The sequence below is a fragment of the Caproiciproducens galactitolivorans genome (assembly GCF_026672255.1).
In the GTDB taxonomy this organism is placed as follows: Bacteria; Bacillota; Clostridia; order Oscillospirales; family Acutalibacteraceae; genus Caproiciproducens; species Caproiciproducens galactitolivorans_A.
The window spans coordinates 1-22588 of sequence record NZ_JAPOHA010000015.1 but is presented as its reverse complement, the minus strand read 5'-3'; the positions used below and the strand labels follow the sequence as shown (position 1 = coordinate 22588).

Below are 22588 nucleotides of genomic sequence, written 5' to 3'. Positions count from 1 at the left end.
ACATGGGAGGGAGCGGGAGAGGTCTTTTCTTGTTGCTACATAAAGCGGAGCTTACACGGTATTCTTTTTTCCGTAAATGATTTACGGATGAATGATTTCATGGTATAATGCAATTGTAATTTTTTTACATTTTGAAAGGTGAAGTTTATGAGTGAATATGCCATTGTTACGGATTCCTCCTGCGACCTTCCGGCCGAACTGGCCGAGAAAATGGAGCTGACTGTACTTCCCCTTTCCTTTAACATGATGGGCAGGGAATACCATAATTACCTGGATGGAAGGGAATTGTCCTTTCAGGAATTCTATCATAATATCCGCAAAGGGGCGGCCTGCACTACCTCCGCTGTAAATATAGAAGCTTTTAAAGGCGCTATGGAGCCTATTCTTCAGTCCGGCCGGGACGTGCTCTGCATTGCTTTTTCCAGCGGGCTGAGCAACACCTACAACGCCGCGAAGCTGGCGTGCGAGGAGCTGACCCCGAAGTATCCGGAAAGAAAAGTTTATGCGGTGGACACGCTCTGCGCTTCGCTGGGTGAGGGCCTGATTCTTTCCCTTGCCGTTGAGGAAAAGCGGAAAGGCAAAAGCATCGACGAACTGCGCATCTGGCTGGAGGAGATCAAGCTCCGCGTCTGCCACTGGTTTACCGTCGAGGATTTAAATCACTTGAAGCGCGGTGGCCGGATTTCGGGCGCAACCGCTTTAATCGGCACCATGCTGAATATCAAACCGGTCCTTCATGTGGACGACGAGGGCCACCTGACCAATATGGGCAAAGCGCGGGGCCGCCGCGCCTCGCTTCTGGCGCTAGTGGACCATATGGAGAAAACCGCCCTCAATCCGGCGTCGCAGACCGTGTTTATCAGCCACGGCGACGCAAAGGAAGACGCCGAATTTGTTGCCGAAGAAATCAAAGCCCGTTTCGGCGTAAAAAACTTCGTCATCAACTACATCGGCCCCGTCATCGGAACCCATTCCGGGCCGGGAACCATCGCCCTGTTTTTCCTCGGTTCAAAACGATAACAAAAAAGGACGCCTGCGCGGCGTCCTTTTTTTATTTTGTCTGCTGGGTTTCCCCTTTATCTTCCAGAAGCTTTGTCTTCACTTCTCTGGTGCTTCCGTTCGTGCTCTGCCCGCTTCCCATGCGGAATATGGTCAGCGTAACCGTATCGCCCGCCTTGTGCTTGTTCAGCACAGCGTACAGATCGTCCACGCTGGAAATCGCCTGCCCGTCGACTTTCGTAATGACGTCTCCCTGAACAACACCCGATTTTGTCAAATCACTTTCCGAGCTGATCGCATGGATCATAACGCCGGTCGGGTAACCGGAAAGCTCCGACTGAATCGCCGTAACGGTGGTTGCCGTAATGCCAAGGCGGCTCCGCCCGCTGACATATCCGCGCGCGACCAGGTCGTCGATAATATTTTTCGCCTTGCTCACCGGAATGGCAAAGCCCATGCCCTCGTAGCCGGTCGCAACAATTTTATTCGAGTTGATGCCGACGACCTGCCCGTACATATTCACAAGCGGGCCGCCCGAATTGCCGGGGTTAATCGCCGCGTCGGTCTGGATATACGTCATGCCGTTGTCGCTGTGGCTTTCAATGGCGCGGTTCAGCGCGGAAACATAGCCGCCCGTCAGGGAGCTTGCAAATTCAATGCCGCCCGGGTTGCCGATCGCGATCACCGGATCGCCGATTTCAAGCTGATCCGCGTTGCCGAACACCGCCGCGCTCAGGTTGTTCACGTTGATGCGAAGCACGGCGATATCGGAAGTCTTATCGTAGCCAACCACCGTCGCGTCGTACTCCTTTTTATTGTAAAGCACAACTTTTACTTTATAGGAACGGGAATAGTTTACCACATGCGCGTTTGTCAGGATATAACCGTCCTTCGTCGCAACAATGCCGGTACCCTGTATTACGCCGCCCTGGCTTTCCGTGGTTCCGGGAACCGTGGTTTCCACCCCGACCACGCTCTGCACCGTGTTTTTATACACCGTCTTTGCGTCCAGCGGACTGCCGCTCGGCTTTGACTGAATGGTAATGCCCGCGGCATTGGCGGCTCCGCCGCCGACGTTGCTGCCGGGATTCTGGGCCTGACCGGAACCGGAAGACGCGCCCCCGTTGTTGTTTTCCGCCGGCTGGGAAACGGTGCCTCCCTGCCAGCTTCCCTGCTGGTCAATCGCCGTGTGCACGCCGTAAATGCAGAAGCCCAAAACGAATCCGCCGACAAGGAGTGCAAGGAATCCAAGGAACACACGCATTCCGGTATTCTTCCGCTTCGGCCCGCGGGGACCATGGGGCTGCTCCGGCTGATTCGGCTGGTTTGGCTGCTGCGGATTCTGCTGCGAATACTGCCCGTTGTACTGCGGATACGTCCAGTACCGGTTCTGCGGGTTGTACTGATTTTGCGGGTTATACTGGTTCTGCCCGTAACCGTAATTGCCGTAACCCCCGTTGCCGGGGTTCGTATATTGTCCGTACGGATTGTTATACTGCCCATACGGCGAATAGGGATTCTGCGGATTCTGATAGGGCGACCGGCTGTTATCCGGCCACTCCGGTTTTTGGGAAGCGGATTCTTCCCCGCCGTCCGGGTTTACCGGCTCTTCCGGCGTTTCCGGTTCCTCCGCCGCCTCATTGTCTTCCCGGGGAGCGGCATCGTCCGATTCCTGCGGCTCAACCGGCTGCGTTTCTTCCTTTGATTCGGGGGAATCCGTCTCCCATGGGTTCTTTTCGCCGTATTCTTTTTCGCCGTTGTCGTTCTTATCGAAATGATCGCTCATAAGTCTATCCTTTCCAAAATGATTTACTCCTTAGTCTGCTCAGCGGAACCGTCTTTCAGCTGCGGCGGCTCATTTATTTTCGGAATCCAGAATTCGAACTGGCAGTATTCGTTTTGCACGCTGCTTACCGTGATTTCTCCGCCGTGCAGCTTAATGATGGTTCTTACAATATAAAGGCCGAGACCCATTCCGTTTTTGTCCTGACTTCGGGATTTGTCGGTCTTGTAGAAGCGGTCAAAGATCAGCGACAGTTCCTCGGGGGCGATGCCCGCGCCGCTGTTTTTAATGCTCACATTGGTCTTATCGGGAAGATCCTGAATGCTGATTTGAATATAGCCGCCTTCATTCGTAAACTTTACCGCATTCTCTATTAAATTATATACAACCTGATGGATCATATCCGGGTCGCCGTCAACAAACAGGCTTTCGGCGTCCTCAAGTCCCCGGATTTCCAGCTTTTTATCCTCAATCGCTTTTTCAAACGATAAAAGAGCAATCAAAACGGTATTTGTCAAATCGAATCGCGCCGGGCGAATCTTCAGTTCCCCGCTGTCAATCCGGGAAAGAGCCAGCATCGTGCGAACCAGCCGGGAAAGACGCTTCACTTCCTGCGAAACAACCGTCAGGTAATGCTTCTGCTTTTCCGGAGGAATGGTTCCGTCCAGAATGCCGTCGATAAATCCCGCAATGGTCGTCATCGGTGTTTTCAGCTCATGCGAAACATTCGCCACAAAATTGCGGCTTGCGTTTTCGCCGGAAGACAGCGAACTTGCCATGTTGTTGAACGCCATCGCCAGCTGCCCGATTTCGTCCTCGCTCGTAACCGGCACGCGCACGGAGAAATCCCCGTTTCCGAAGGAATGGGCCGCCGCCGCCATATTCCGCAGCGGGCGTACCAGATTGTAGGAAAAGAGCCATACCGCGCAGAACGAGATGACAAACGCGGCAATTGCGGCCAGCAGGAACACGCGCATAATTTCACCGAGAAAAACGTTGAAGGAGCGCACGTTATAAGCGGTAAACACCGCGCCGATCACGGTTTTGCTGCCGTCGATATTCATAACGGTAATCGGCACGCCGACAACATAGTAGGGCTGGCTGTAAATTCCGCCCATCGTGCCCTGCGCGCTGTATCCGCCGGATACCACTTTCTGAATAATATCCTGGCTGACCTGCTTGGTCTCGTTTACGGCGCTCCCGCTGTCATAGGAAGCAATCTCGACCTGCCCGGACAGCCGCGTAACAAAAATGTCCGCGTCAATATTTTCGGAAAAAGCCGCGATAAAGACCTTCATGCGCTTGCCGTCAATCGAATAGAAATTATCCTGCACGGAAGTAACGCTGTTGGCGGCGATCGTCGCTACGCTTTCCGCGTTTTTGCGGAGCAGCGCGCATTTTTCCGACCGGTAGTAATTGGAAACGAAGATCAGCATGACAAAGCTTAAAAACAGAAAGCTGATTACCACAATCAGGGAGGTAATTCGCAGATATTTTTTAAAAAGCGTTTTTTGCATTTTTTATTCCTTAACTTCAAACTTGTAGCCAACGCCCCAAACCGTTTTCAAAGCCCATTTTTCGGAAACGCCTTCCAGCTTTTCCCTTAGGCGCTTTACGTGGACGTCGACCGTACGGCTGTCGCCGTAATAATCAAAGCCCCAAACCTCGTCGAGCAGCTGGTCGCGTGTAAAAACGCGGTTCGGATTGCTCGCCAAATGGTAAATCAGTTCCATTTCCTTGGGCGGGGTATCGATCTGCACCCCGTTGACGCGCAGCTCGTAGTTCGTTAAATTAATGGAAAGCTTGTCGTATTTCACTTCTTTAACGGTTTCGTCGCCGTTCTTGCCGAGCCTGCGGAGGACCGCCTTGATTCGCGCGACAACTTCCTTCGCTTCAAACGGTTTCACCACATAGTCGTCCGCGCCCAGCTCCAGCCCAAGCACTTTGTCGAAGACTTCGCCCTTTGCCGTCAACATAATGATCGGGCACTGCGATTTCTTCCGGATTTCGCGGCAGACCTGCCAGCCGTCCAGTTCGGGCAGCATGATGTCAAGCATAATCAGGTCCGGCGCTTCCGTTTCAAAAGCCTCCAGCGCTTTTCGGCCGTCGTTGGCAATAACGACCTGATAGCCTTCTTTTTCAATATACAGACGTAAAAGCTCGCATATGTTCTGGTCGTCGTCGACCACTAATATTTTTCCAACCGGCATTTTTATCCTCCTTCATACCCCCGTTGTAAATTTTTGCTTAAAATGAACCTATTTTGATTATAAGGTAATTCGTTGAAAAAGTCATGAATTTTTTATAAAAGTTTTTAAAGATTGTATGAATGACGAAAAACGGAGTCGGATTCTTTTATAGGATTTGCAGGGTGTTTTCGAAAATGTACTTCCATTTTTAGCCTTTCCTATGTATAAATATTCATTGGGGCACCTCAGAAATTTTTCGGACAGTCCGAACCTATTTCTTTGTATTTTATATTGAATTACAGGAATGATTTAGCTTGCCCTCAGGCCGGAACACGGCGTTATATTTTTGGATAGTCGAACCTTTCCCTTTGTCCTTCCTACTGAATTACAGAAATGATTTAGCTTGCCCTCAGGCCGGAACACGGCGTTATATTTTTGGATAGTCGAACCCTTCCCTTTGTCCTTCCTACTGAATTACAGAAATGATTTCGCTTGCCCTCAGGCCGGGCGGGCCCCTAAATTAGGAAACGTCCGAAAGTAGGCAAAGGACGAGCCGGGGGCTTTTGAATCCCGGCGAGCGGGTTCCACAAAAGCCCCCTGCACTCCTGAGGTATCCCCAAAAGGCCTTTGGGGGACACGCTTTCTTTGTGGTTTTCATTGACGTTCCTCCGCGGCAGCTTAGAGAGAAAAAGTACATCATTATAAACGTGCGTGCAGGCGCAGCCTGCACCCCCGAGGTATCCTTAAAAAATCTTTGGGGTACACGTATTCTAAATGGTTTTCATTGACGTTCCTCCGCGGCAGCTTAGAGAGAAAAAGTACATCATTATAAACGTGCGTGCAGGCTCAGCCTGCACCCCCGAGGTATCCTTAAAAAATCTTTGGGGTACACGTATTCTAAATGGTTTTCATTGACGGAAGGCTACGTTAGCATTCCGTTGGAGGAGCGCCGCTTCGCGGCGCGGGGGAAACGGCTAAAGGGCGCTATGCGCCTAAAAAAGAGGCGCCGAAGCGCCTCCCATATCTCTGTTATTTCATAATGCTGTTCAAAAGGCCGCCTTTTTTGATAATATTCTGAATAAACGGCGGGAAAGGCTGTGCCTTATAGCTTTTCCCGCTCGTGCGGTTTTGAATCATGCCCGTGTCGAAATCAATTTCCACCTCGTCGCCGCTCTGGATATCCCGCGCGGCTTCGGCGCATTCCAGAATCGGCAGGCCGATGTTGATCGCGTTGCGGTAAAAGATGCGGGCGAACGTTTCGGCAATCACGCAGGAAACGCCGCTGGCCTGAATCGCAATCGGGGCATGCTCGCGCGAAGAACCGCAGCCGAAATTCTTCGCGGCAACAATGATGTCGCCCTTTTTCACATTCTTTACAAAATCCGCGTCGATATCCTCCATGCAGTGCGCCGCCAGCTCCGCGTGGGAAGCCGTGTTCAGATATCTTGCCGGAATAATCACGTCCGTATCGACGTTGTCTCCGTATTTGTGTACAAATCCATGTGCGTTCATTTCCGCTCCCCCTCTGTCAGCTGTTCCGGGTCGGTAATATAGCCGGTTACGGCGCTTGCCGCCGCCACGGCCGGGCTTGCCAGATAGACTTCCGATTCCGTATGCCCCATGCGGCCCACAAAATTGCGGTTCGTTGTGGAAATCGCGCGCTCGCCCTTCCCGAGGATGCCCATGTGCCCGCCAAGGCACGGGCCGCAGGTCGGCGTGCTGAACACCGCGCCGGCTTCCACGAAGATTTCCGCCAATCCCTCGCGCAAAGCCTGTAAATAAATCGCCTGCGTGCCCGGCAGGATGATACACCGCACATCCTTCGCAACCTTCCTGCCCTTTAAAATCGACGCCGCCGCGCGCAGGTCTTCCATGCGCCCGTTCGTGCAGGAGCCGATCACGCTCTGGTCGATTTTGATTTTTCCGACTTCGTCAATGGTCTTTGTATTCTCCGGCAGATGCGGGAATGCAACGGTGGGGCGGATTTTTGCCAGATCAATTTCAATGGTTTCGTCGTAAACCGCGTCCTCGTCCGCCGCGTAAACAACCGGCTCATGCTGGAAGCGGTCTTTTCCGTAAGCCACTGTCACTTCGTCCACCGGGAAAATCCCGTTTTTCGCCCCGGCCTCAATCGCCATATTTGCAATGCAGAGACGGTCGTCCATCGAAAGGTGTTTCACGCCGTCTCCCGCGAACTCCAGCGAACGGTACAGCGCGCCGTCCACGCCGATCATCCCGATCAGGTGCAGAATCACGTCTTTGCCGCTCACCCATTTCGCGGGCTTGTTCTTCAGCACGATCTGAATCGCGGATGGCACCTTGAACCATGCTTTGCCGGTAATCATCCCGGCGGCCATGTCGGTGGAACCCACGCCCGTGGAAAACGCGCCGAGCGCGCCGTAGGTGCAGGTGTGCGAATCCGCGCCGATCACGCAGTCGCCCGGAACCACCAGCCCTTTTTCCGGCAGGAGCGCATGTTCAATGCCCATCTGCCCCACGTCGAAGAAATTCGTTATTTGATATCGATTCGCAAAATTCCGCACCTGGCGGCATTGCTCCGCGGCCTTAATATCCTTGTTCGGCGTAAAATGATCCAGCACCAGCGCGATTTTATCCTTATGAAAAACGGAGGAAGCACCGCATTTTTCAAATTCGTTAATCGCCACCGGCGAGGTAATATCGTTCCCCAGAACCAGGTCGAGCTTCGCCTCAATCAGTTGTCCCGCGCTCACGCTTTCCAGTCCGGCGTGTGCGGCAAGGATTTTCTGCGTCATCGTCATTCCCATATTGGTTCCTCCCTTGCATTCGATTTGTATTATTATTGCATGAATCTTGCGCAAAGAATGTATCATATGATACAATTACAAAAATTAAAGGATTTCGTTAGGGGCAGTCTCTCTTTTTCAGAGGAGCTGCGCCCCAACGTATAATAACCCGAAAGCTATGGAGGAATTTTATGGAACCATCCAATGAAAAAAAATGGGATGTGCTGGAAAAATTCCACACATCCCATATCGTTCAAAAAAACCGAATGATTTACTGGCAGGAAGCGTTTGCCGACGAATTTTACTATTTAAAAAACGGCAAAGTGAAAATCTTCCTCAGTTCGGAAGACGGCGCGGAAAAAACCCTTACCGTTCTGGAACCGGGAAACATCTTCGGCGAAGCGGCCTTTTTCGACGGCCTGCCCCGGGTTTCTTCCGCGAAAACGCTTGTGAAATCCGAAATCATCACCGTCACCCGGAAAAGCCTTTTGGAGTGCATCCGCCGCGAGCCCCAGTTTGCCATGAACCTGCTGACCTATCTGTCGCAGACCATCCGCATGCTCTCCGCGCAGGTCATCTCCATGACGTTTCTGCAAGCCGACCAGCGCCTTGCGCGGCTTCTGCTCAGCCTTGCGCGGAACGGCGCCGTCCACGCCACGCAGGACGACCTCGCGGGTCTTGCGGGCGTTTCGCGCGTCACCGTAAGCCGCACGCTGGCGGGATTCTCGAGAAAAGGCTGGATCTGCGCCCACTACGGCGCGGTGGAAATCCGGGACGAAGCCGGCCTTCTCGCTTTTATCGGCGGGTAAATCAGTCCCTCGGCTTCATCGTCGGGAACAGCAGAACGTCACGGATGGACGCGCTGTCGGTCAGGAGCATGACCAGGCGGTCAATGCCCATGCCCATACCGCCGGTCGGCGGCATACCGTATTCCAGCGCGGTCAGGAAATCCTCGTCGATCACGTTGGCTTCTTCGTCGCCCGCGGCGCGCAGCTCCATCTGATGCATAAAGCGGCCGCGCTGGTCGATCGGGTCGTTCAGCTCGGAATACGCGTTGGCAAGCTCGCAGCGCGTACAAAACAGCTCGAAACGCTCCACCAGCTCGGGGCAGTCCTGCTTGCGCTTGGTAAGCGGGGAAACTTCCACCGGGTAATCGTAGATAAAGGTCGGCTGAACCAGATTATCTTCGACCTTTTCCTCAAATACCAGCGACATGATATCGCCCCATTTGTCGGTGCTCTTGGTTTCGAGGTGCAGACTCTTCGCGACTTCCAAGGCCTTTTCGGTGTCGCCCTTGAAGGAAAGGAAGTCGATTCCCGTGTATTCCTTAATGGCGTCGTTCATGGTAAGGCGCTTAAACGGCAGGGAGAGATCAATCGCCTCGCCCTGATACGTAATCTGATCGGTTCCGCACGCCTTCATCGCGCACTCGTGAACCATGTTTTCCGTGCGGTCCATCATCCCGCGGTAATCGGTGTACGCTTCGTACATTTCAATCGTGGTGAATTCCGGATTATGTTTCACGTCCATTCCCTCGTTGCGGAAAATACGACCGATTTCGTAAACACGCTCCATCCCGCCGACGATCAGCCTCTTTAAGTGAAGCTCCGTCGCAATCCGAAGGTACATATCCATATCAAGGGTGTTGTGGTGCGTAACAAACGGCCTTGCCGCAGCGCCGCCCGCCAACGTGCTCAGTACCGGGGTTTCGACCTCAACATAGGATTTTTCATCCAGGAAATTGCGGATGGTGCGCATAATTTCGCTGCGCTTGATAAAGGTATCCTTTACTTCCGGATTCACAATCAGGTCGATATAGCGCTGACGATAGCGCAGGTCGGTATCCTTCAGGCCGTGGAATTTTTCCGGCATGGGAAGAAGGGATTTTGCCAGCAGCTTGATTTCCTTCGCGTGTACGGAAATTTCGCCCCTGCGGGTCTTAAAGACATAGCCCTTCACGCTGACGATGTCGCCGACATCCCAGCAATTTTTCATATCGTTGTAGCTGTCCTCGCCCACCTGGTCGATTTTCAGGTAAACCTGAACCCGGCCGCTGCGGTCGTGAATATCAATAAAGCTGGCCTTGCCCATGTCGCGCCAACTCATCATGCGCCCGGCAATGCAGACATCGCTGTTTTCCAGCTCGTCGAAACGCTCGTGGATTTCCTTCGCGGTCATGTCGCGGGGGCAGGTCGTTATTGCAAACGGGTCCCTGCCGGCCTTTTGCAGCGCGCTCAGCTTGTCCCTGCGGATCTGCAGCAGTTCGCTGACGTCCTGTTCGGGCTGCGCGCCGTTTTCCTCGATGATCTTTTCGCTCATTTGTGACTCTCCTAATATTTCATTTTGGTTCTTCTCTCTTTCCCGCGCCGCTGGAACAAACCCAAATTGCGGAAAAGGGGTAGGGAAAATGCCCCCCAATATCGGTCCAAGAACCTGCATTTCAAGGGAAAAAGGGGCAGGGTGAACACGTCACTCCCGCCCCAAAAATTATTTGGATATGGCAAGAACCTCGTATTCCATTACACCGGCGGGCACTTCAACCTGAATCTTGTCGCCGATCCCGTGGCTCAAAAGGGATTTCCCGACAAGGGATTCGTCCGAAATGCTTCCCTTCAGCGGGTCCGCCTCGTTGGAACCGACAATTTTGTAGTTGAGAACGTTGCTGCTGCCGGTTGAGGGATTCGTAACCCTGACTTCCACTTTGGAGCCGATGTGGATATTCTCGTTGCTGAGTTCATCCTCGTCGATGACTTTCACGTTTTTCAGCATGACCTCGATATCCGCGATACGGGCTTCGACAATCGCCTGCTCATTTTTGGCTTCGTCATACTCGCTGTTTTCCGATAAGTCGCCGAAAGAAAGAGCAACCTTGATTTTTTCCGCTACTTCCTTACGCTTGACGCTTTTTAACTCTTCAAGCTCGTTTTCCAGCTTTTCCAAGCCTTCCTTGGTTAAAACCACCTGTTTGACCATATAGAATACCACCTTTTCATTGCAGTAGACTGCACTTTACCAATTTAGATAATAATACTTACATTATAGTGATGCCGTATCGTTCTGTCAACAAAATCCCGAATTCGAAAACAATTATCTTGTATTTCTCCCCGCGTCTGCGGCGGGGGGAGAAATACGGATGAAAATGCCTTTGGTATTATATTCGATAAAAAGAGGGATATGCGTTCTGCATATCCCTCGGACTGTACCATTTCGGAACTTTATTCCGTCGCGGCGGCATTGCTGTTTACCGGCGCATTCTCCGTTCCCGGCGCTTTTTCCACGCTTGCCCCCTGGCGGATCAACGCGGAAACCGCCGCCTGAAGCTGCGGATCCTGATCGCCCTTGAGCTGGTTGCGAACCAGCAGCGCCTGCTGCTCGGAAGTAAGCTCCTTCTCAATATCCACACCGATTCCCTTTCCGCTGAAAACGTCTCCGTTCAGCGTCAGGTAATCCGCAACGGGAAGGATAATCGCGGAACCGTCGGAAAGCGGTTTCACTTCGTCCTTTGTGCCAAGCCCCGCCGTCCGTTCGCCGACCAGAAGTCCTTTTTTATAGTCCTTGATATCGGCCGCGAAAATCTCGGCAACGCCGAAGGTGTTGCGGTTGATCATCACACTGATCGGCAAATTCACCGTGTTGGGGCCCGAGGTGTACTGCACCGTCGTTTTCCCCGCTTTATCCCGGTAGCTCACCGTGTTGCCCGCGGGCAGCAGGGTGTCGAGCATTTCCGCCATCCCGCGGATGCTTCCGCCGGAATTGCTGCGCAGATCAATGACGATTCCGGAAGCGCCCTGTTTAATGCGCGCCGCAAGCATATTGTTGAACTGCTCCGCGTTGGAATCCGTAAACGCGGAAATTTTCAGATAGGCCACGTTGCCGTTGATCATGGAAGAGGTGAGCGTCTGCTCGGCGTACTCGGCGCGGGTAACGGTAATACTGAGCAGCGCGGCTTTTGCTTCGGCCGACGGCCCGGCGGCGTTCTGCCTGCGCAGGATTCCGAATTTCACCTTGGAACCGGCGGCCCCGTCCAGCTTATTGAGCGCGTCGCCGTATGTCAGGCGGACAATTTCCTTGTCGTCCATGCTGACGATCGTATCGCCTTTTTTGATGCCGCTTTTTTCCGCCGGCGAACCGGGGGTCACTTCAATGACCTCCATATTGCCGTCCTTGTCCTGTACTGTTTTGATGCCGACGCCAATACTTTTTTCACTGCTGCCGTTCAGATACGCCTTGTATTTTTCCGCGGAAAGATACTTCGCCTGGGAGTTGCCCAGCCCGGCGGCATACCCGGCACAGATTCCGTCGTTCAGTTCCTTTTCGTTCACCGAACCGATGTAATCCTGCCTTGTTTTCTGGTCGATCTCACTCAGCTTGGTATACATTGCCTGGCGTTCGTTAATATCCGCCACCTTGGTGTTAAAGCTTTTCATCGCATAAACATAGGTGAGGGATACCGTGACGGAAGCCGTTACGGCAACAAGGGCGACAGCCGCGCCCCAGGACAGCTTTCTGCTCATATCGATTCAATCATTCCTTAAATTTTTTAACGTCACCTGCTGAACCAGTTCAGCGGATTTTGTGCCACGCCGTTTACGCGGATTTCAAAGTGGCAGTGTGCGCCCTGCGAATCGCCGGTGTTGCCGACGTACGCAATAACCTGTCCCTTTGTAACAATCTGTCCGGCGCTGACCGCCACGCTGCTGCAATGGCCGTACAGCGTGGAATATCCGCCGCCGTGGTCAATGGCGACAACATTGCCGTAACCGCCGTAGCCTGTGCCGTAATTGCCCCATCCGGCCATCATCACCCTGCCGGAATCCGCCGCTACAATCGGCCGCCCGTAAACGCCCGAGCCGGAAATATCGATTCCTTTATGGAACGAACCCCAGCGTGAACCGAATCCGCTGGTCACGGTATTGATGCCCGGAACCGGCCAGGCAAAGTTTCCTGTGCTGGTGTAGCCGCCGCTTCCGCCGCCGGCGCCGCCCTGGTTCTTCTTCTGGTCTTCGTAGTATTTCCTGAACCAATCGTCAATCGCAGCGTCCGCCGCCTTGCGCTTTTCGGCAAGCTCTGCGCTTTGCTCCTTCGCCGAGGATTCATTCGCGGAAATATCGGCAATCACCTGTTTGGTTTCCTGTTGAAGCGAGCTCAGTTCGCTGCGCTTCTGGTCAAGCGTAACCTTCGCGCCGGCAACATTCCGGCGGTTTGCCTCAATCTGTGCCTTCTGCGCCTGAATGCTCTGCATGTCGGACTTCAGCGTATTGATCAGATTGGTGTCATGCGTTGTAATCGCCTTAATGGCCTCGGTCTTGTCCGCCAGGTCAACCACATTCTTGGCATTGAGGATGATTTCCAGATTCGAAGCCTCGCCGGTCAGATACAGAGCATGAAGCCTTTGCTTTAAAAGGTCATAGTTTTTATTGATGTCCTGCTGCTTCCCCGCAATCTGGGTCTGCTTATCGGTGATATCCGCGTCGAGTGCGGAAATCTGCTGGTTTAAAACATCAATCTGGCTCTGAACCGTTCCAACCTGTGCGTCCAGCGCCTGCTTGTATTCCATCTTTTTTGCCTTGTCCGCCCGCAGGGTTTTCAGTTTTGCGGTGACTTCGGCCTGTTTTTTCTTTAAAGCGGACTGCTCCTGCTGCAACTGGCTCAGGCTTTTCGCCGCAGAGGCGGGTACCATGGCCTGAGGAGAGAGCAGGATGGCGATCGCTAAAACAAGGGCTGCCGCGCATTTTGCAAATTTTTTACCAGCCAACAATTTCTCCTCCTTCCTTTTTTAAGTATTTACTGATGGATATTACGCCGCCCAGCGCGCCGAACAGGGTGCCTGCAAGCATAAACGCCAGCAGGATGCTCCCGGCCATGGGACTGATGTCGACCGGCGAGAACAGCGTAATCGATGTAATCGAGCCAACCATTTTGTCGTAAATCAGGAATAAAAGGAAACTGGAAAGCGCACCGGAAAGCAAACCGATGATAACGCCCTCCACAATAAATGGAACGCGTATGAACCAGTTCGTCGCGCCGACGGATTTCATAATGCTGATTTCCACGCGGCGGGAGAACATGGTAACGCGGATGGTATTCGAAATAATAAACAGCGAAACCAGACTGAGCAAAAGAATAATCCAGAAGCCGGCCATGGTAATGACCTTGTCCAGCCTTGTCAGCTTGGCCGCTACGTCGGAATAGTCGTTAATGGTTGCGACGCCCGGTATTTTCTTAATCTGCGCCGCGGTGTCCTTGTACTTCGACAAATCCTTGAAAGAAACCTTGAAAGCGTCCGGAAGCGGGTTTTCCTTTCCGGTCATTCCCTGTAACATGGTTCCGTCCTTGTCGCCCAGAATGTTCATGTACTGCTGAATCGCCTCGTCCTTCGGGACGAATTCACAGGTTTTAATATTATCGAGCTTTTTAATTTCCTCTCCGACCTTTATTGCGGAAAGTGTGGGGAGGTTCTGTGCCATATAAACACGAACCGAGTTCGTTCCCTCAATCGTTTTCATTGCGGAGTTGATATTATAGGAAAAGACGACAGCCGCGCCGGTCAGCAGCAGGCACGATACCAGAACGCCGATAGAAGCAATGCTCATGGTGCGGTTGCTCCAAATATTTTTGATGCCTTCTTTTAACAGATATCCCAGGCTTTTAGTCTTCATGGCGTTCTTCCTCCTCCTTCTGTGAGGCGGTGTCCGCCACAATGGTCCCGTCATGGATTTCCACGACCCGTTTATGGAAATGCTTCACCAGCGTATGTTCGTGCGTTACCATCAGGATGGTGGTGCCGCGGCGGTTAATTTCATTCAGCAGATCCACAATTTCAAACGAAAGCGCCGGGTCAATGTTGCCGGTAGGCTCGTCCGCGATAATCAGCTTTGGGTTGTTGACCAGCGCCCTTGCCAGGCCGACACGCTGCTGCTCGCCGCCGGAAAGCTCCGCCGGGTGGCATTTCGCCTTGTTCTGAAGATTGACAAGCCCGAGAATGTACGGTACGCGCTTGTGGATTTCCCTGTTACTAGCGCCGACAATATGCATTGCGAACGCCACGTTTTCAAAAACCGTCATCGTATCAATCAGGCGGAAATCCTGAAACACGATGCCCATTGTGCGCCGCATAAAAGGGACTTCCCGTTTTTTCAAAGTGGAAAGCCCCCGGCCGTTCAAGATAATTTCCCCGTCGTTGGGCCTTTCCTCACACATAATTAATTTTAGAAACGTACTTTTTCCCGCTCCGGAAGAACCCACAATAAAGACGAACTCACCTTTGTCCACTTTCAGGCTGACATCCTTGAGCGCCCGGGTGCCGTTCGAATAGGTTTTACTGACATTTTGAAATTCTATCAATGTAATCGCTCCATTAAAAATCGAATTGTTCCGGTTCAGCCCCTAAATGCCGGGCGACGCTCTCCCCTTGCCTCTCCCGCGCAGACGAAACCATTTTTTCATGGGAGGACGGCGTATCCCGCGTTCCTTTTTCTTCAGCCCCGGCACTGGATTTCGAACCTTGTTTTTTCATACATAAATACCAATAGGATGGATACGAAATCAAAACCCATTGGCATGTTTACATAATACCAATGGGTTTCTTATTTATTATTCCGAATGGGAAATAATTTGTAATAAATCTGTAATAGTTTTAACTTTTCGTCATTTCTCTGCTAGAATTTAACAGGGTTGGAAGAAAGATACTTTTTCACCATCAGGGCGACTTTAAAAACAATGGCGTCCTCAAATTCACGAAGGTCCAAGCCGGTGATTTTCTTAATTTTCTCCAAGCGATAAACCAGCGTGTTGCGGTGTACAAACAATTTACGCGAGGTCTCCGAAACATTCAGGTTGTTCTCGAAGAAACGCTGAATCGTAAACAAAGTCTCGTGGTCCAGCGACTCAATGGAACCGCGCTTGAACACTTCTTTGAGGAACATGTCGCACAGCGTGGTGGGGAGCTGATAGATCAGGCGGGCAATGCCCAGATTGTCGTAGCTGACGATCGGCTTCTCGGTGTCGAACACCTTGCCGACCTCCAAAGCGACCTGCGCTTCCTTAAAGGAGCGCGCCAGATCCTTAATGCCGGTAACAATCGTACCGATGCCGACGACGCAGTGGGTGTAGAACTCGCTCGACAGCGTATCGACAATGGAACTTGCCAGTTTTTCCAAATCCTTCGGCTCGATACCGGCGCGGATCTCCTTCACCAGCGCAATATCGCTTTCATTAATATTAATGATAAAGTCCTTGTTCTTGTCCGGGAAAAGGTTCTGTACAACATCGTAAGCGGAAATATCGGATTTGCTCGTTATTTTAATCAGCATGCACACGCGGTTCACGTCGGAATTAAAACGAAGCTCGCGCGCCTTTAAATAAATATCGCCGGGCAGAATATTGTCAAGAATCACATTCTTGATAAAGTTGCTGCGGTCGTATTTTTCATCGTAATACTGCTTAATGCTGCTCAGTGAAACGGCAAGCAGAGAGGCGTAGCGTCCGGCCTCCGGATCGCTTCCGGAAACAAAAACGGCATACTCCGGGCGCGGGCGGCTGCCAAATGACTTATACGTATAGCCGTTGACCACAAAAGTTCCGGGTGTAGCCAGAACTTCCGGCGTGATGCTGTCGTTAACCTCTCCAATCCGGCCCAGCTCGCTGCAGGCAATAATGACCGAGGTTTCATCAATCACACCGATTGTGCGGTCAATAGCATCCCGCATTTGATGGATGACTCCCTGAAATAATCTATTTGACATAGCTCTCCCTCTCTTTATATAACTTATATAAATAACGATAACATCCTACATACATTTTACATAAATTCATTGTAATTTTCAACCATATATTCAACAGAAATTGAAGAATTATCAAATAAAAGAGGAATTTTTCATAATTTTTTAACAATTTAATTTGTATACGGAATATTGGTCACCAATTTTTTCCTTTTTCCTGCTACTTTCCCGATAGAATCCTCTTCCATTTCTCCGGTGGACTGCTGTTTTCAACGAAGCCCTTCTGTTCCCGCACGCAAAAAGACCGTGCCAAACGGCACGGCCCTTCTCGATGATCCATTTAGTTGAGAATCGTTTGCTCGGTATCTTTATCAAATAAATGTAATTTCTGTAAATTGAATGCGATTTTAATGTTATCGCCTGTTTTTGCGGTCGAAGTCGGATCGACGCGTGCGGTGATGTTATTCCCTTCGCAGGTGAGGTACAGATAGGTTTCAGCGCCCATCAGTTCGGTAACCTCAACGTCCGCGTTAACGATTCCATCGGTGGATTTTGCAAGGAAGGCAGGTTCGTCGTGAACATCTTCCGGACGAATACCGAACACGACCGGCTTGCCGGCATAATTCTTCAGCACACCGTCCTTGTCTTTCTCCTGCGGAATCGCGAGGCTGTATTTGCCAAAATTCAGGAAGAAACGGCCGTCCTTGGATTCAACCGTCGCGTCGATAAAGTTCATTTGCGGCGAACCCATGAAGCCCGCGACAAACTCGTTTACCGGGAAGTCGTAAAGGTTTTGCGGGGTATCTACCTGCTGAATAATACCGTCTTTCATAACGACGATACGGTCGCCCATGGTCATGGCCTCTGTCTGGTCATGCGTTACATAGATAAAAGTTGTGCCAAGCTTTTTGTGCAGCTTGGAAATTTCCGTCCTCATCTGCGCTCTCAGTTTCGCATCCAGGTTGGAAAGCGGTTCGTCGAGAAGGAAAACCTTCGGGTCACGGACAATGGCGCGTCCCAGCGCAACACGCTGGCGCTGGCCGCCGGACAAAGCCTTCGGCTTTCTGTCGAGCAGATGGGAAATATCCAAAATCTTTGCGGCCTCTTCCACGCGGCTCTTGATTTCATCCTTGGGAACCTTGCGGAGCTTCAGGCCGAATGCCATGTTGTCAAATACCGTCATGTGCGGGTAAAGCGCGTAGTTCTGGAACACCATCGCGATATCGCGGTCCTTCGGGGCTACGTCGTTTGCAAGGGTATCGCCGATATAAAGCTCGCCCTGGCTGATTTCTTCCAGACCCGCAATCATGCGGAGCGTTGTCGATTTTCCGCAGCCGGAAGGGCCAACAAGAATAATAAACTCTTTATCGGCAATCTCCAGATTGAAATCCTTTACAGCGGTTACTCCGCCGTCATAGACTTTATAAACACTTTTTAAAGTTACGTTTGCCATAATCATCCTCCAAGTTTCACACTGCGCAAAGTTGCTACCGGGCCCGGTAAGAACCTATGCTTAATTTCCATGCGTTAATGATAACAGAAGTACCCGGGGAAATACAGACCTTTTTTGTCCAAACTTTTTTCACCCACTTTATGTAAATCTGATAAAACACAAAAACGAAGGACGAAATTTATACACATTTATGCATTTACAAAGGCTGGAGCGGCTTTTCCCCGCTTATTCCGTGTGTTTTCCGGATTTCTGCGCATCGGCACAGACCGCGCGCCGGCCCTGTACGCGCCTTCCTTTCCGCTTTTGCCCAAACTTCTTTCTCCCGATTTATGTAAATCTGATAAATTACAAAAATCGGGACCAAAATTTATACATATTCATGAACTTGTAAAAACCGAACTATTTTTCTGTTTCGGGCATTTTACCGGCTTCCGGCGCATCAGAAAAGGCCGCATGCCGCTCCATACGCGCCTTTCTTCCCGCTTTTGCCCAAACTTTTTCCTCCCGGTTTATCTAAATTTGATAAATTACAAAAATAGGGGCCAAAATTTATACAGATTCATCAATCTGCAAAAACCGAAGCGGTTTCTTCCGCGCTCATTTCGCGTGTTTCACCGGGTGCGAGCGCAGCGTCAAGGGTCAGCGCACCGATCTGCACCCGTTTTAATTTCAGCACTTCATTGCCCCTTGCCAGAAACATGCGCTTTACCTGATGGAATTTTCCTTCGTGGATTTTCACCCTGACCAGCGGATGCGCCCCCTCCTCCAAAACCTCCAGTTTTGCAGGCAGGCAGGTCCGGTCCTTTAACACCACGCCGTTCTCAAACGCCGCGGCGTCGTCTTCGGCAACCGGACGGGCAAGCACCGCCTCATAATATTTATACACATTGCTTTTGGGCGCGAGCATCCGATGGGCGTAAGCCCCGTCGTCCGTAATAATGAGCAGCCCTTCGGTATCCCGGTCGAGGCGTCCCGCCGGAAAAAGCCCGCGGCGTTTCAGCTCCGGCGGCAAAAGGTCCACCACGGTTTTCGCGCGCGTGTCCCGCGCGGCGGAAAGCACCCCCGCAGGCTTGTTCATCATCAGATAGACGAACTTTTTTACGGACAGCGGTTCCCCGTTCACCGTTACCGTGTCGGACTGCGTGTCCACCTTGAAATCCGCTTTCTTTACAATGTTCCCGTTTACCGTGACCGCGCCGCGCCGGATCATGACCCCGGCGTCCCTGCGGCTGTCCGTCACCTGCAGGGCAAGAATTTTATCCAGCCGTTCCCTGCTCATTTTTCCACTTCCTCTATCTTTCGGATCTTCGGGCCTTGTTTCGGCCCCGACCCCGCAAACTTTTCATTCGCGCGGTTTTCGTAAAGTTACACTTTTTCGACAAGCCGAGACGGAGAAAGACTCTCCGTTTCTTTTGTGTAAATGCAAGTTCAGCCGAAGCAGGCTGATCTCCCGATTTTCCAACGATAATCTTCCCGATTTTCAGCAAAACTTACGGTCTATCCTCCAACCGGTGCTGGGGGATAGACCGGGCCGACGATCCATTCTGTGGTTCTATTGTAAACGATAAGGGAAAAACGGTCAACTTCCATTCGCTTCAGTCCGTAGGCCATGCGTTCGCGGGAATCTCGGAGGATACCGCGGGTGCGGCGGAGGACGCCTGATTTTCGCAAGCCGACAGTAATCCCTGCATACTGTAATCGGCGCTTTCCTGCGCTCCGTTAAATCCAGTCATAAAGCCGTCCAGCTCGGCGGTGCTTAAATCCCCACCGATCACCGCGTTGTTGTAGACAAGCATGGTTGCGCGCACATTGGAAGCCTGCGGATAGTTTGTCACCGCGTACACCCACTGTTTGCAGGTTTTTCCCGCATAGGGCATAAGGTCGAGCCCCTGCTCCTTCTGTATGTTGTTGTATTGCGTGTACACATCATTAAACTTTTCGGGGATTGTCACATCCTTCATTTCGATCGGTTCCGCGTTTACATTCCATCCAAACTGTTTTAAAAAGGAAATGCGGTCCTCGTTGGTTGCCGCGGTAAGACAATATTGTTTTCCTGAAGCCGTCGCGACGGGGCTCGAAGAATGCACCTTGGAGGTCACAATCACGCCGGTTACGACAATTAATACCGCCGCAAGACCGATCAAAACCTTTTTTCTGCCCGCCTTGACTGATAATACAAACATTTTAACGCCCCCCTTGTAATGATAAATATGCGTGAAGGGGAGAAAAAATGCAAAAAAGCAACCCCCGTTTCCGGAGGTTGCTCAATATTCTTATTCTTCCGCCGCCGAAACCTTCGCCTCCTCGATTACCTTCTGGGCAACCTGCTGCGGCGCTTCTTCATAACGGCAGAAATCAAAGGTAAAGGAACCTCTGCCCTGCGTAACCTGACGGACGAACGTGCAGAAATCATGCATTTCCGCCATCGGCACCTCGGCTTCTACAATCTGCTTCCCGTCTTCCGCCGGGTCCATCCCCAGAACGCGGCCGCGGCGCTTGTTGACTTCGCCCAGAATATCGCCCATGTTCGCGTCGGGCACCAGGCACCGCAGCGTGCCGATCGGCTCAAGCAGCACGGGGTTTGCAATCGGCATGCCCGCCTTATAGGCTAAGTTCGCCGCCATTTTAAAGGACATTTCGGAAGAGTCCACCGGGTGGTACGAACCGTCGTACAGCGTCGCGCGCAGTCCCACGACGGGGTATCCCGCGAGCGGGCCTTTCGCAATGCATTCGCGCAGCCCTTTTTCGACCGCCGGGAAAAAGTTCTTCGGCACCGCGCCGCCGACAACGCGCTCGGCAAATTCCAGCCCGTCGCTGTCGCAGGGCTCAAACTCCACCCAGATATCGCCGAACTGGCCGTGCCCGCCGGTCTGCTTTTTGTAGCGGCCCTGCACCTGCACCTTTTTGCGGATGGTCTCGCGGTACGGTACGCGCGGTTTCTGCAGCGTAACATCCACGCCGAATTTGCTCTTCAACTTCGAGACGATAATATCCAGATGCTGTTCGCCCAAACCGGAAAGCACCATCTGGTGCGTCTCGGTGTTGGTTGTAAACCGGATGGTGGGATCTTCGTCCACCAGACGCAGGATTCCCTGCGCAACCTTGTCTTCCTCGCCCTTGTTCTTCGGCGTCACCGCCATAGAGAGGGTCGGGTTCGGGTATTCAATGCCCTCCAGCGTTACCTTCCGGGCCGGCGCGCAGAGCGTGTCGCCCGTGCTGGTTCCCTGTAATTTCAGTATCGCGCCGATGTCGCCCGCAACGATCGACGGGGCGTCCTCCTGCTTCTTGCCGTGCATAATCACTGTCTTGCCGATGCGCTCCAGATTGCCCGTGCGCATATTGACAAGCTGCGTATCGGTTGTAACCTTGCCGGAAATCACCTTCAGATAGGACAGCTTGCCGATAAACGGGTCTGCAACGGTCTTGAAGACAATGGCTGCCGTCGCGCCGCTTTCGTTAACGGAGAGCTCAACCGGATTGCCGTCGGTGTCGGAGCCCATCTCCGCGCTCTTTTCCTCAGCGGAAGGCGCCAGCCAGACAAGGCCGTCTAGGAACTGTTCCATGCCGCGCATCAGCAGCGCGTCGCCGCAGAACACCGGGCAGATCGCGCCGGATTTTACGCCCTTGCTTACGCCGACAATCACTTCCTCCGGCGTAAACTGCTCGCCCGAGAAGTATTTTTCAAACATCTCGTCGCTCGTTTCGGCAACCGCCTCGTAAATCGCGGTGCGAAGGCCCTCGAGCCTTGTTCCCATATCCGGCATCTTTACCTCCACGGGTTTTCCGTTTTGGTAGTCGTATGCTTTATATTCCAGCATGTTAATATATATGTTCGCCTTGCCGTCCTCAATATACGGAACGACAACCGGGCAGATGGAGGGGCCGAAGCTCGCCTTCAAATCCTCAAACACCCTGTAAAAGCGCGCGCTCTCGTCGCAAAGGCCGTTTACAAAGAAAATTTTCGCCAGCCCGCGCTTATTCGCCGCTTCCACCGCCTTTTCCGTGCCGACGGCGACCCCGCTCTTGCCGGAAACCGCGATCAGCACGGAATCCGCCGCGCGAACGGCTTCGCAAAGGGCGCCTTCAAAATCGAAAAGGCCCGGAGCGTCGATCAGATTGATTTTATGGTTCTTCCATTCCAAAGGAGCCACTGCGGTTGCCACGGTAATTTTTCTCTTGATCTCTTCCGGATCGAAGTCACAGATGGTGCTTCCTTCCCCAACCTTCCCAAAACGGTCGGTTGCGCCGGACAGGTACAGCATCGCTTCTGCAATGCTGGTCTTGCCTGAACCGCTGTGTCCCGCAATTGCAATATTAAGGATATTTTTTGCCTGATACTGTTTCATTATCGATACTCCTTTCAGGAATTGATTGTCACAACATACAATTGCTCAACCAAATTTACGATAATTATAGCGTATATTTACAATGAATACAATGCTTAAATATAAAAAACAATTTTATTTCTATAAGATAAAAATTTATCCCGCCAATTCTCACGCGAACACCGGAAGAAAAGGCAGAAAAACAGGAGAAGGATTGTTCCCCCTCCTGTTTTTTCCGAAATTCCGACAACGCAAAAAGGCCCGCCCCGTTTGGGCGGACCTTTTTGCATGGAAACGAACTATCTTTAAGCTTTTCCCGCGCAACCGAGAACAGTCGTGATTTTATGCGCAACC

The 22588-nt window shown here is 52.0% G+C and carries 19 protein-coding genes; 2 read left to right on the top strand and 17 right to left on the bottom strand.

All coding sequences use genetic code 11. The annotated features are described in order from the left end of the window. Nucleotides 1-147: 147 nt before the first annotated feature. A complete protein-coding gene (locus OUY18_RS12560) occupies nucleotides 148-1020 on the top strand; it encodes a DegV family protein (RefSeq protein WP_268059116.1) in 873 nt (290 codons plus the stop codon). A gap of 31 nt (nucleotides 1021-1051) precedes the next feature. Here the strand turns inward: OUY18_RS12560 and OUY18_RS12555 are convergent, their stop codons facing one another. The 5 genes from OUY18_RS12555 to leuC all read right to left on the bottom strand — a co-directional run bounded on the left by OUY18_RS12555 (nucleotide 1052) and on the right by leuC (nucleotide 7757). Next, on the bottom strand, nucleotides 1052-2785 hold the full coding sequence (locus OUY18_RS12555; protein WP_268059115.1) for a S1C family serine protease: 1734 nt from the start codon (nucleotides 2783-2785) through the stop codon (nucleotides 1052-1054). Between the two features lie 23 nt (nucleotides 2786-2808). Continuing rightward, entirely contained in the window at nucleotides 2809-4299 is a 1491-nt protein-coding gene (locus OUY18_RS12550) for a sensor histidine kinase (RefSeq protein WP_268059114.1), read from the bottom strand. Between the two features lie 3 nt (nucleotides 4300-4302). Next, on the bottom strand, nucleotides 4303-4992 hold the full coding sequence (locus OUY18_RS12545) for a response regulator transcription factor (RefSeq protein WP_268059113.1): 690 nt from the start codon (nucleotides 4990-4992) through the stop codon (nucleotides 4303-4305). Nucleotides 4993-6000: 1008 nt separating this feature from the next. Then, on the bottom strand, nucleotides 6001-6483 hold the full coding sequence (leuD, locus tag OUY18_RS12540) for a 3-isopropylmalate dehydratase small subunit (protein WP_268059112.1): 483 nt from the start codon (nucleotides 6481-6483) through the stop codon (nucleotides 6001-6003). After that, nucleotides 6480-7757: a 3-isopropylmalate dehydratase large subunit gene (gene leuC / locus OUY18_RS12535; protein ID WP_268059111.1), complete on the bottom strand. Its 1278-nt coding sequence runs from the start codon at nucleotides 7755-7757 to the stop codon at nucleotides 6480-6482. Before leuC ends, leuD begins: the two co-directional genes overlap by 4 nt. 170 nt (nucleotides 7758-7927) lie before the next feature. Between leuC and OUY18_RS12530 the strand changes: the two genes are divergently transcribed. Next, nucleotides 7928-8545: a Crp/Fnr family transcriptional regulator gene (locus OUY18_RS12530; RefSeq protein ID WP_268059110.1), complete on the top strand. Its 618-nt coding sequence runs from the start codon at nucleotides 7928-7930 to the stop codon at nucleotides 8543-8545. Nucleotide 8546: 1 nt separating this feature from the next. On the opposite strand, the gene lysS is transcribed toward OUY18_RS12530, so the two are convergent. The 12 genes from lysS to OUY18_RS12470 all read right to left on the bottom strand — a co-directional run. Then, entirely contained in the window at nucleotides 8547-10055 is a 1509-nt protein-coding gene (lysS, locus tag OUY18_RS12525) for a lysine--tRNA ligase (protein WP_268059109.1), read from the bottom strand. A gap of 168 nt (nucleotides 10056-10223) precedes the next feature. Then, nucleotides 10224-10709: a transcription elongation factor GreA gene (gene greA / locus OUY18_RS12520; RefSeq protein WP_268059108.1), complete on the bottom strand. Its 486-nt coding sequence runs from the start codon at nucleotides 10707-10709 to the stop codon at nucleotides 10224-10226. Between the two features lie 242 nt (nucleotides 10710-10951). Beyond that, a complete protein-coding gene (locus OUY18_RS12515; protein WP_268059107.1) occupies nucleotides 10952-12250 on the bottom strand; it encodes a S41 family peptidase in 1299 nt (432 codons plus the stop codon). A 32-nt stretch (nucleotides 12251-12282) separates the two neighbouring features. Then, nucleotides 12283-13491 (bottom strand): murein hydrolase activator EnvC family protein, encoded by a 1209-nt coding sequence (locus OUY18_RS12510; RefSeq protein ID WP_268059106.1) that lies wholly within the window; start codon nucleotides 13489-13491, stop codon nucleotides 12283-12285. Next, the gene (gene ftsX, locus OUY18_RS12505; protein ID WP_268059105.1) at nucleotides 13481-14395 is read right to left on the bottom strand and encodes a permease-like cell division protein FtsX; all 915 of its coding nucleotides are present in this window, start codon (nucleotides 14393-14395) and stop codon (nucleotides 13481-13483) included. The genes OUY18_RS12510 and ftsX overlap by 11 nt, the downstream gene beginning before the upstream one ends. Continuing rightward, entirely contained in the window at nucleotides 14385-15080 is a 696-nt protein-coding gene (gene ftsE, locus OUY18_RS12500; RefSeq protein ID WP_268059104.1) for a cell division ATP-binding protein FtsE, read from the bottom strand. The genes ftsX and ftsE overlap by 11 nt, the downstream gene beginning before the upstream one ends. A 314-nt stretch (nucleotides 15081-15394) precedes the next feature. Next, nucleotides 15395-16480, bottom strand: a complete 1086-nt coding sequence (locus OUY18_RS12495) for a PucR family transcriptional regulator (protein ID WP_268059103.1) — start codon at nucleotides 16478-16480, stop codon at nucleotides 15395-15397. Between the two features lie 316 nt (nucleotides 16481-16796). Next, a complete protein-coding gene (locus OUY18_RS12490; protein ID WP_268059102.1) occupies nucleotides 16797-17909 on the bottom strand; it encodes an ABC transporter ATP-binding protein in 1113 nt (370 codons plus the stop codon). Nucleotides 17910-18471: 562 nt separating this feature from the next. Further along, complete coding sequence (locus tag OUY18_RS12485; RefSeq protein WP_268059101.1) at nucleotides 18472-19188, bottom strand: pseudouridine synthase; 717 nt, start codon at nucleotides 19186-19188, stop codon at nucleotides 18472-18474. A gap of 316 nt (nucleotides 19189-19504) precedes the next feature. Then, the gene (locus tag OUY18_RS12480) at nucleotides 19505-20092 is read right to left on the bottom strand and encodes a DUF4830 domain-containing protein (protein ID WP_268059100.1); all 588 of its coding nucleotides are present in this window, start codon (nucleotides 20090-20092) and stop codon (nucleotides 19505-19507) included. Between the two features lie 90 nt (nucleotides 20093-20182). Beyond that, nucleotides 20183-22255, bottom strand: coding sequence for an elongation factor G (locus OUY18_RS12475; protein WP_268059099.1), 2073 nt, complete (start codon nucleotides 22253-22255; stop codon nucleotides 20183-20185). A 64-nt stretch (nucleotides 22256-22319) separates the two neighbouring features. Further along, a partial coding sequence (locus tag OUY18_RS12470; RefSeq protein ID WP_268059098.1) for a hypothetical protein occupies nucleotides 22320-22588 on the bottom strand: 269 nt, incomplete at its 5' end.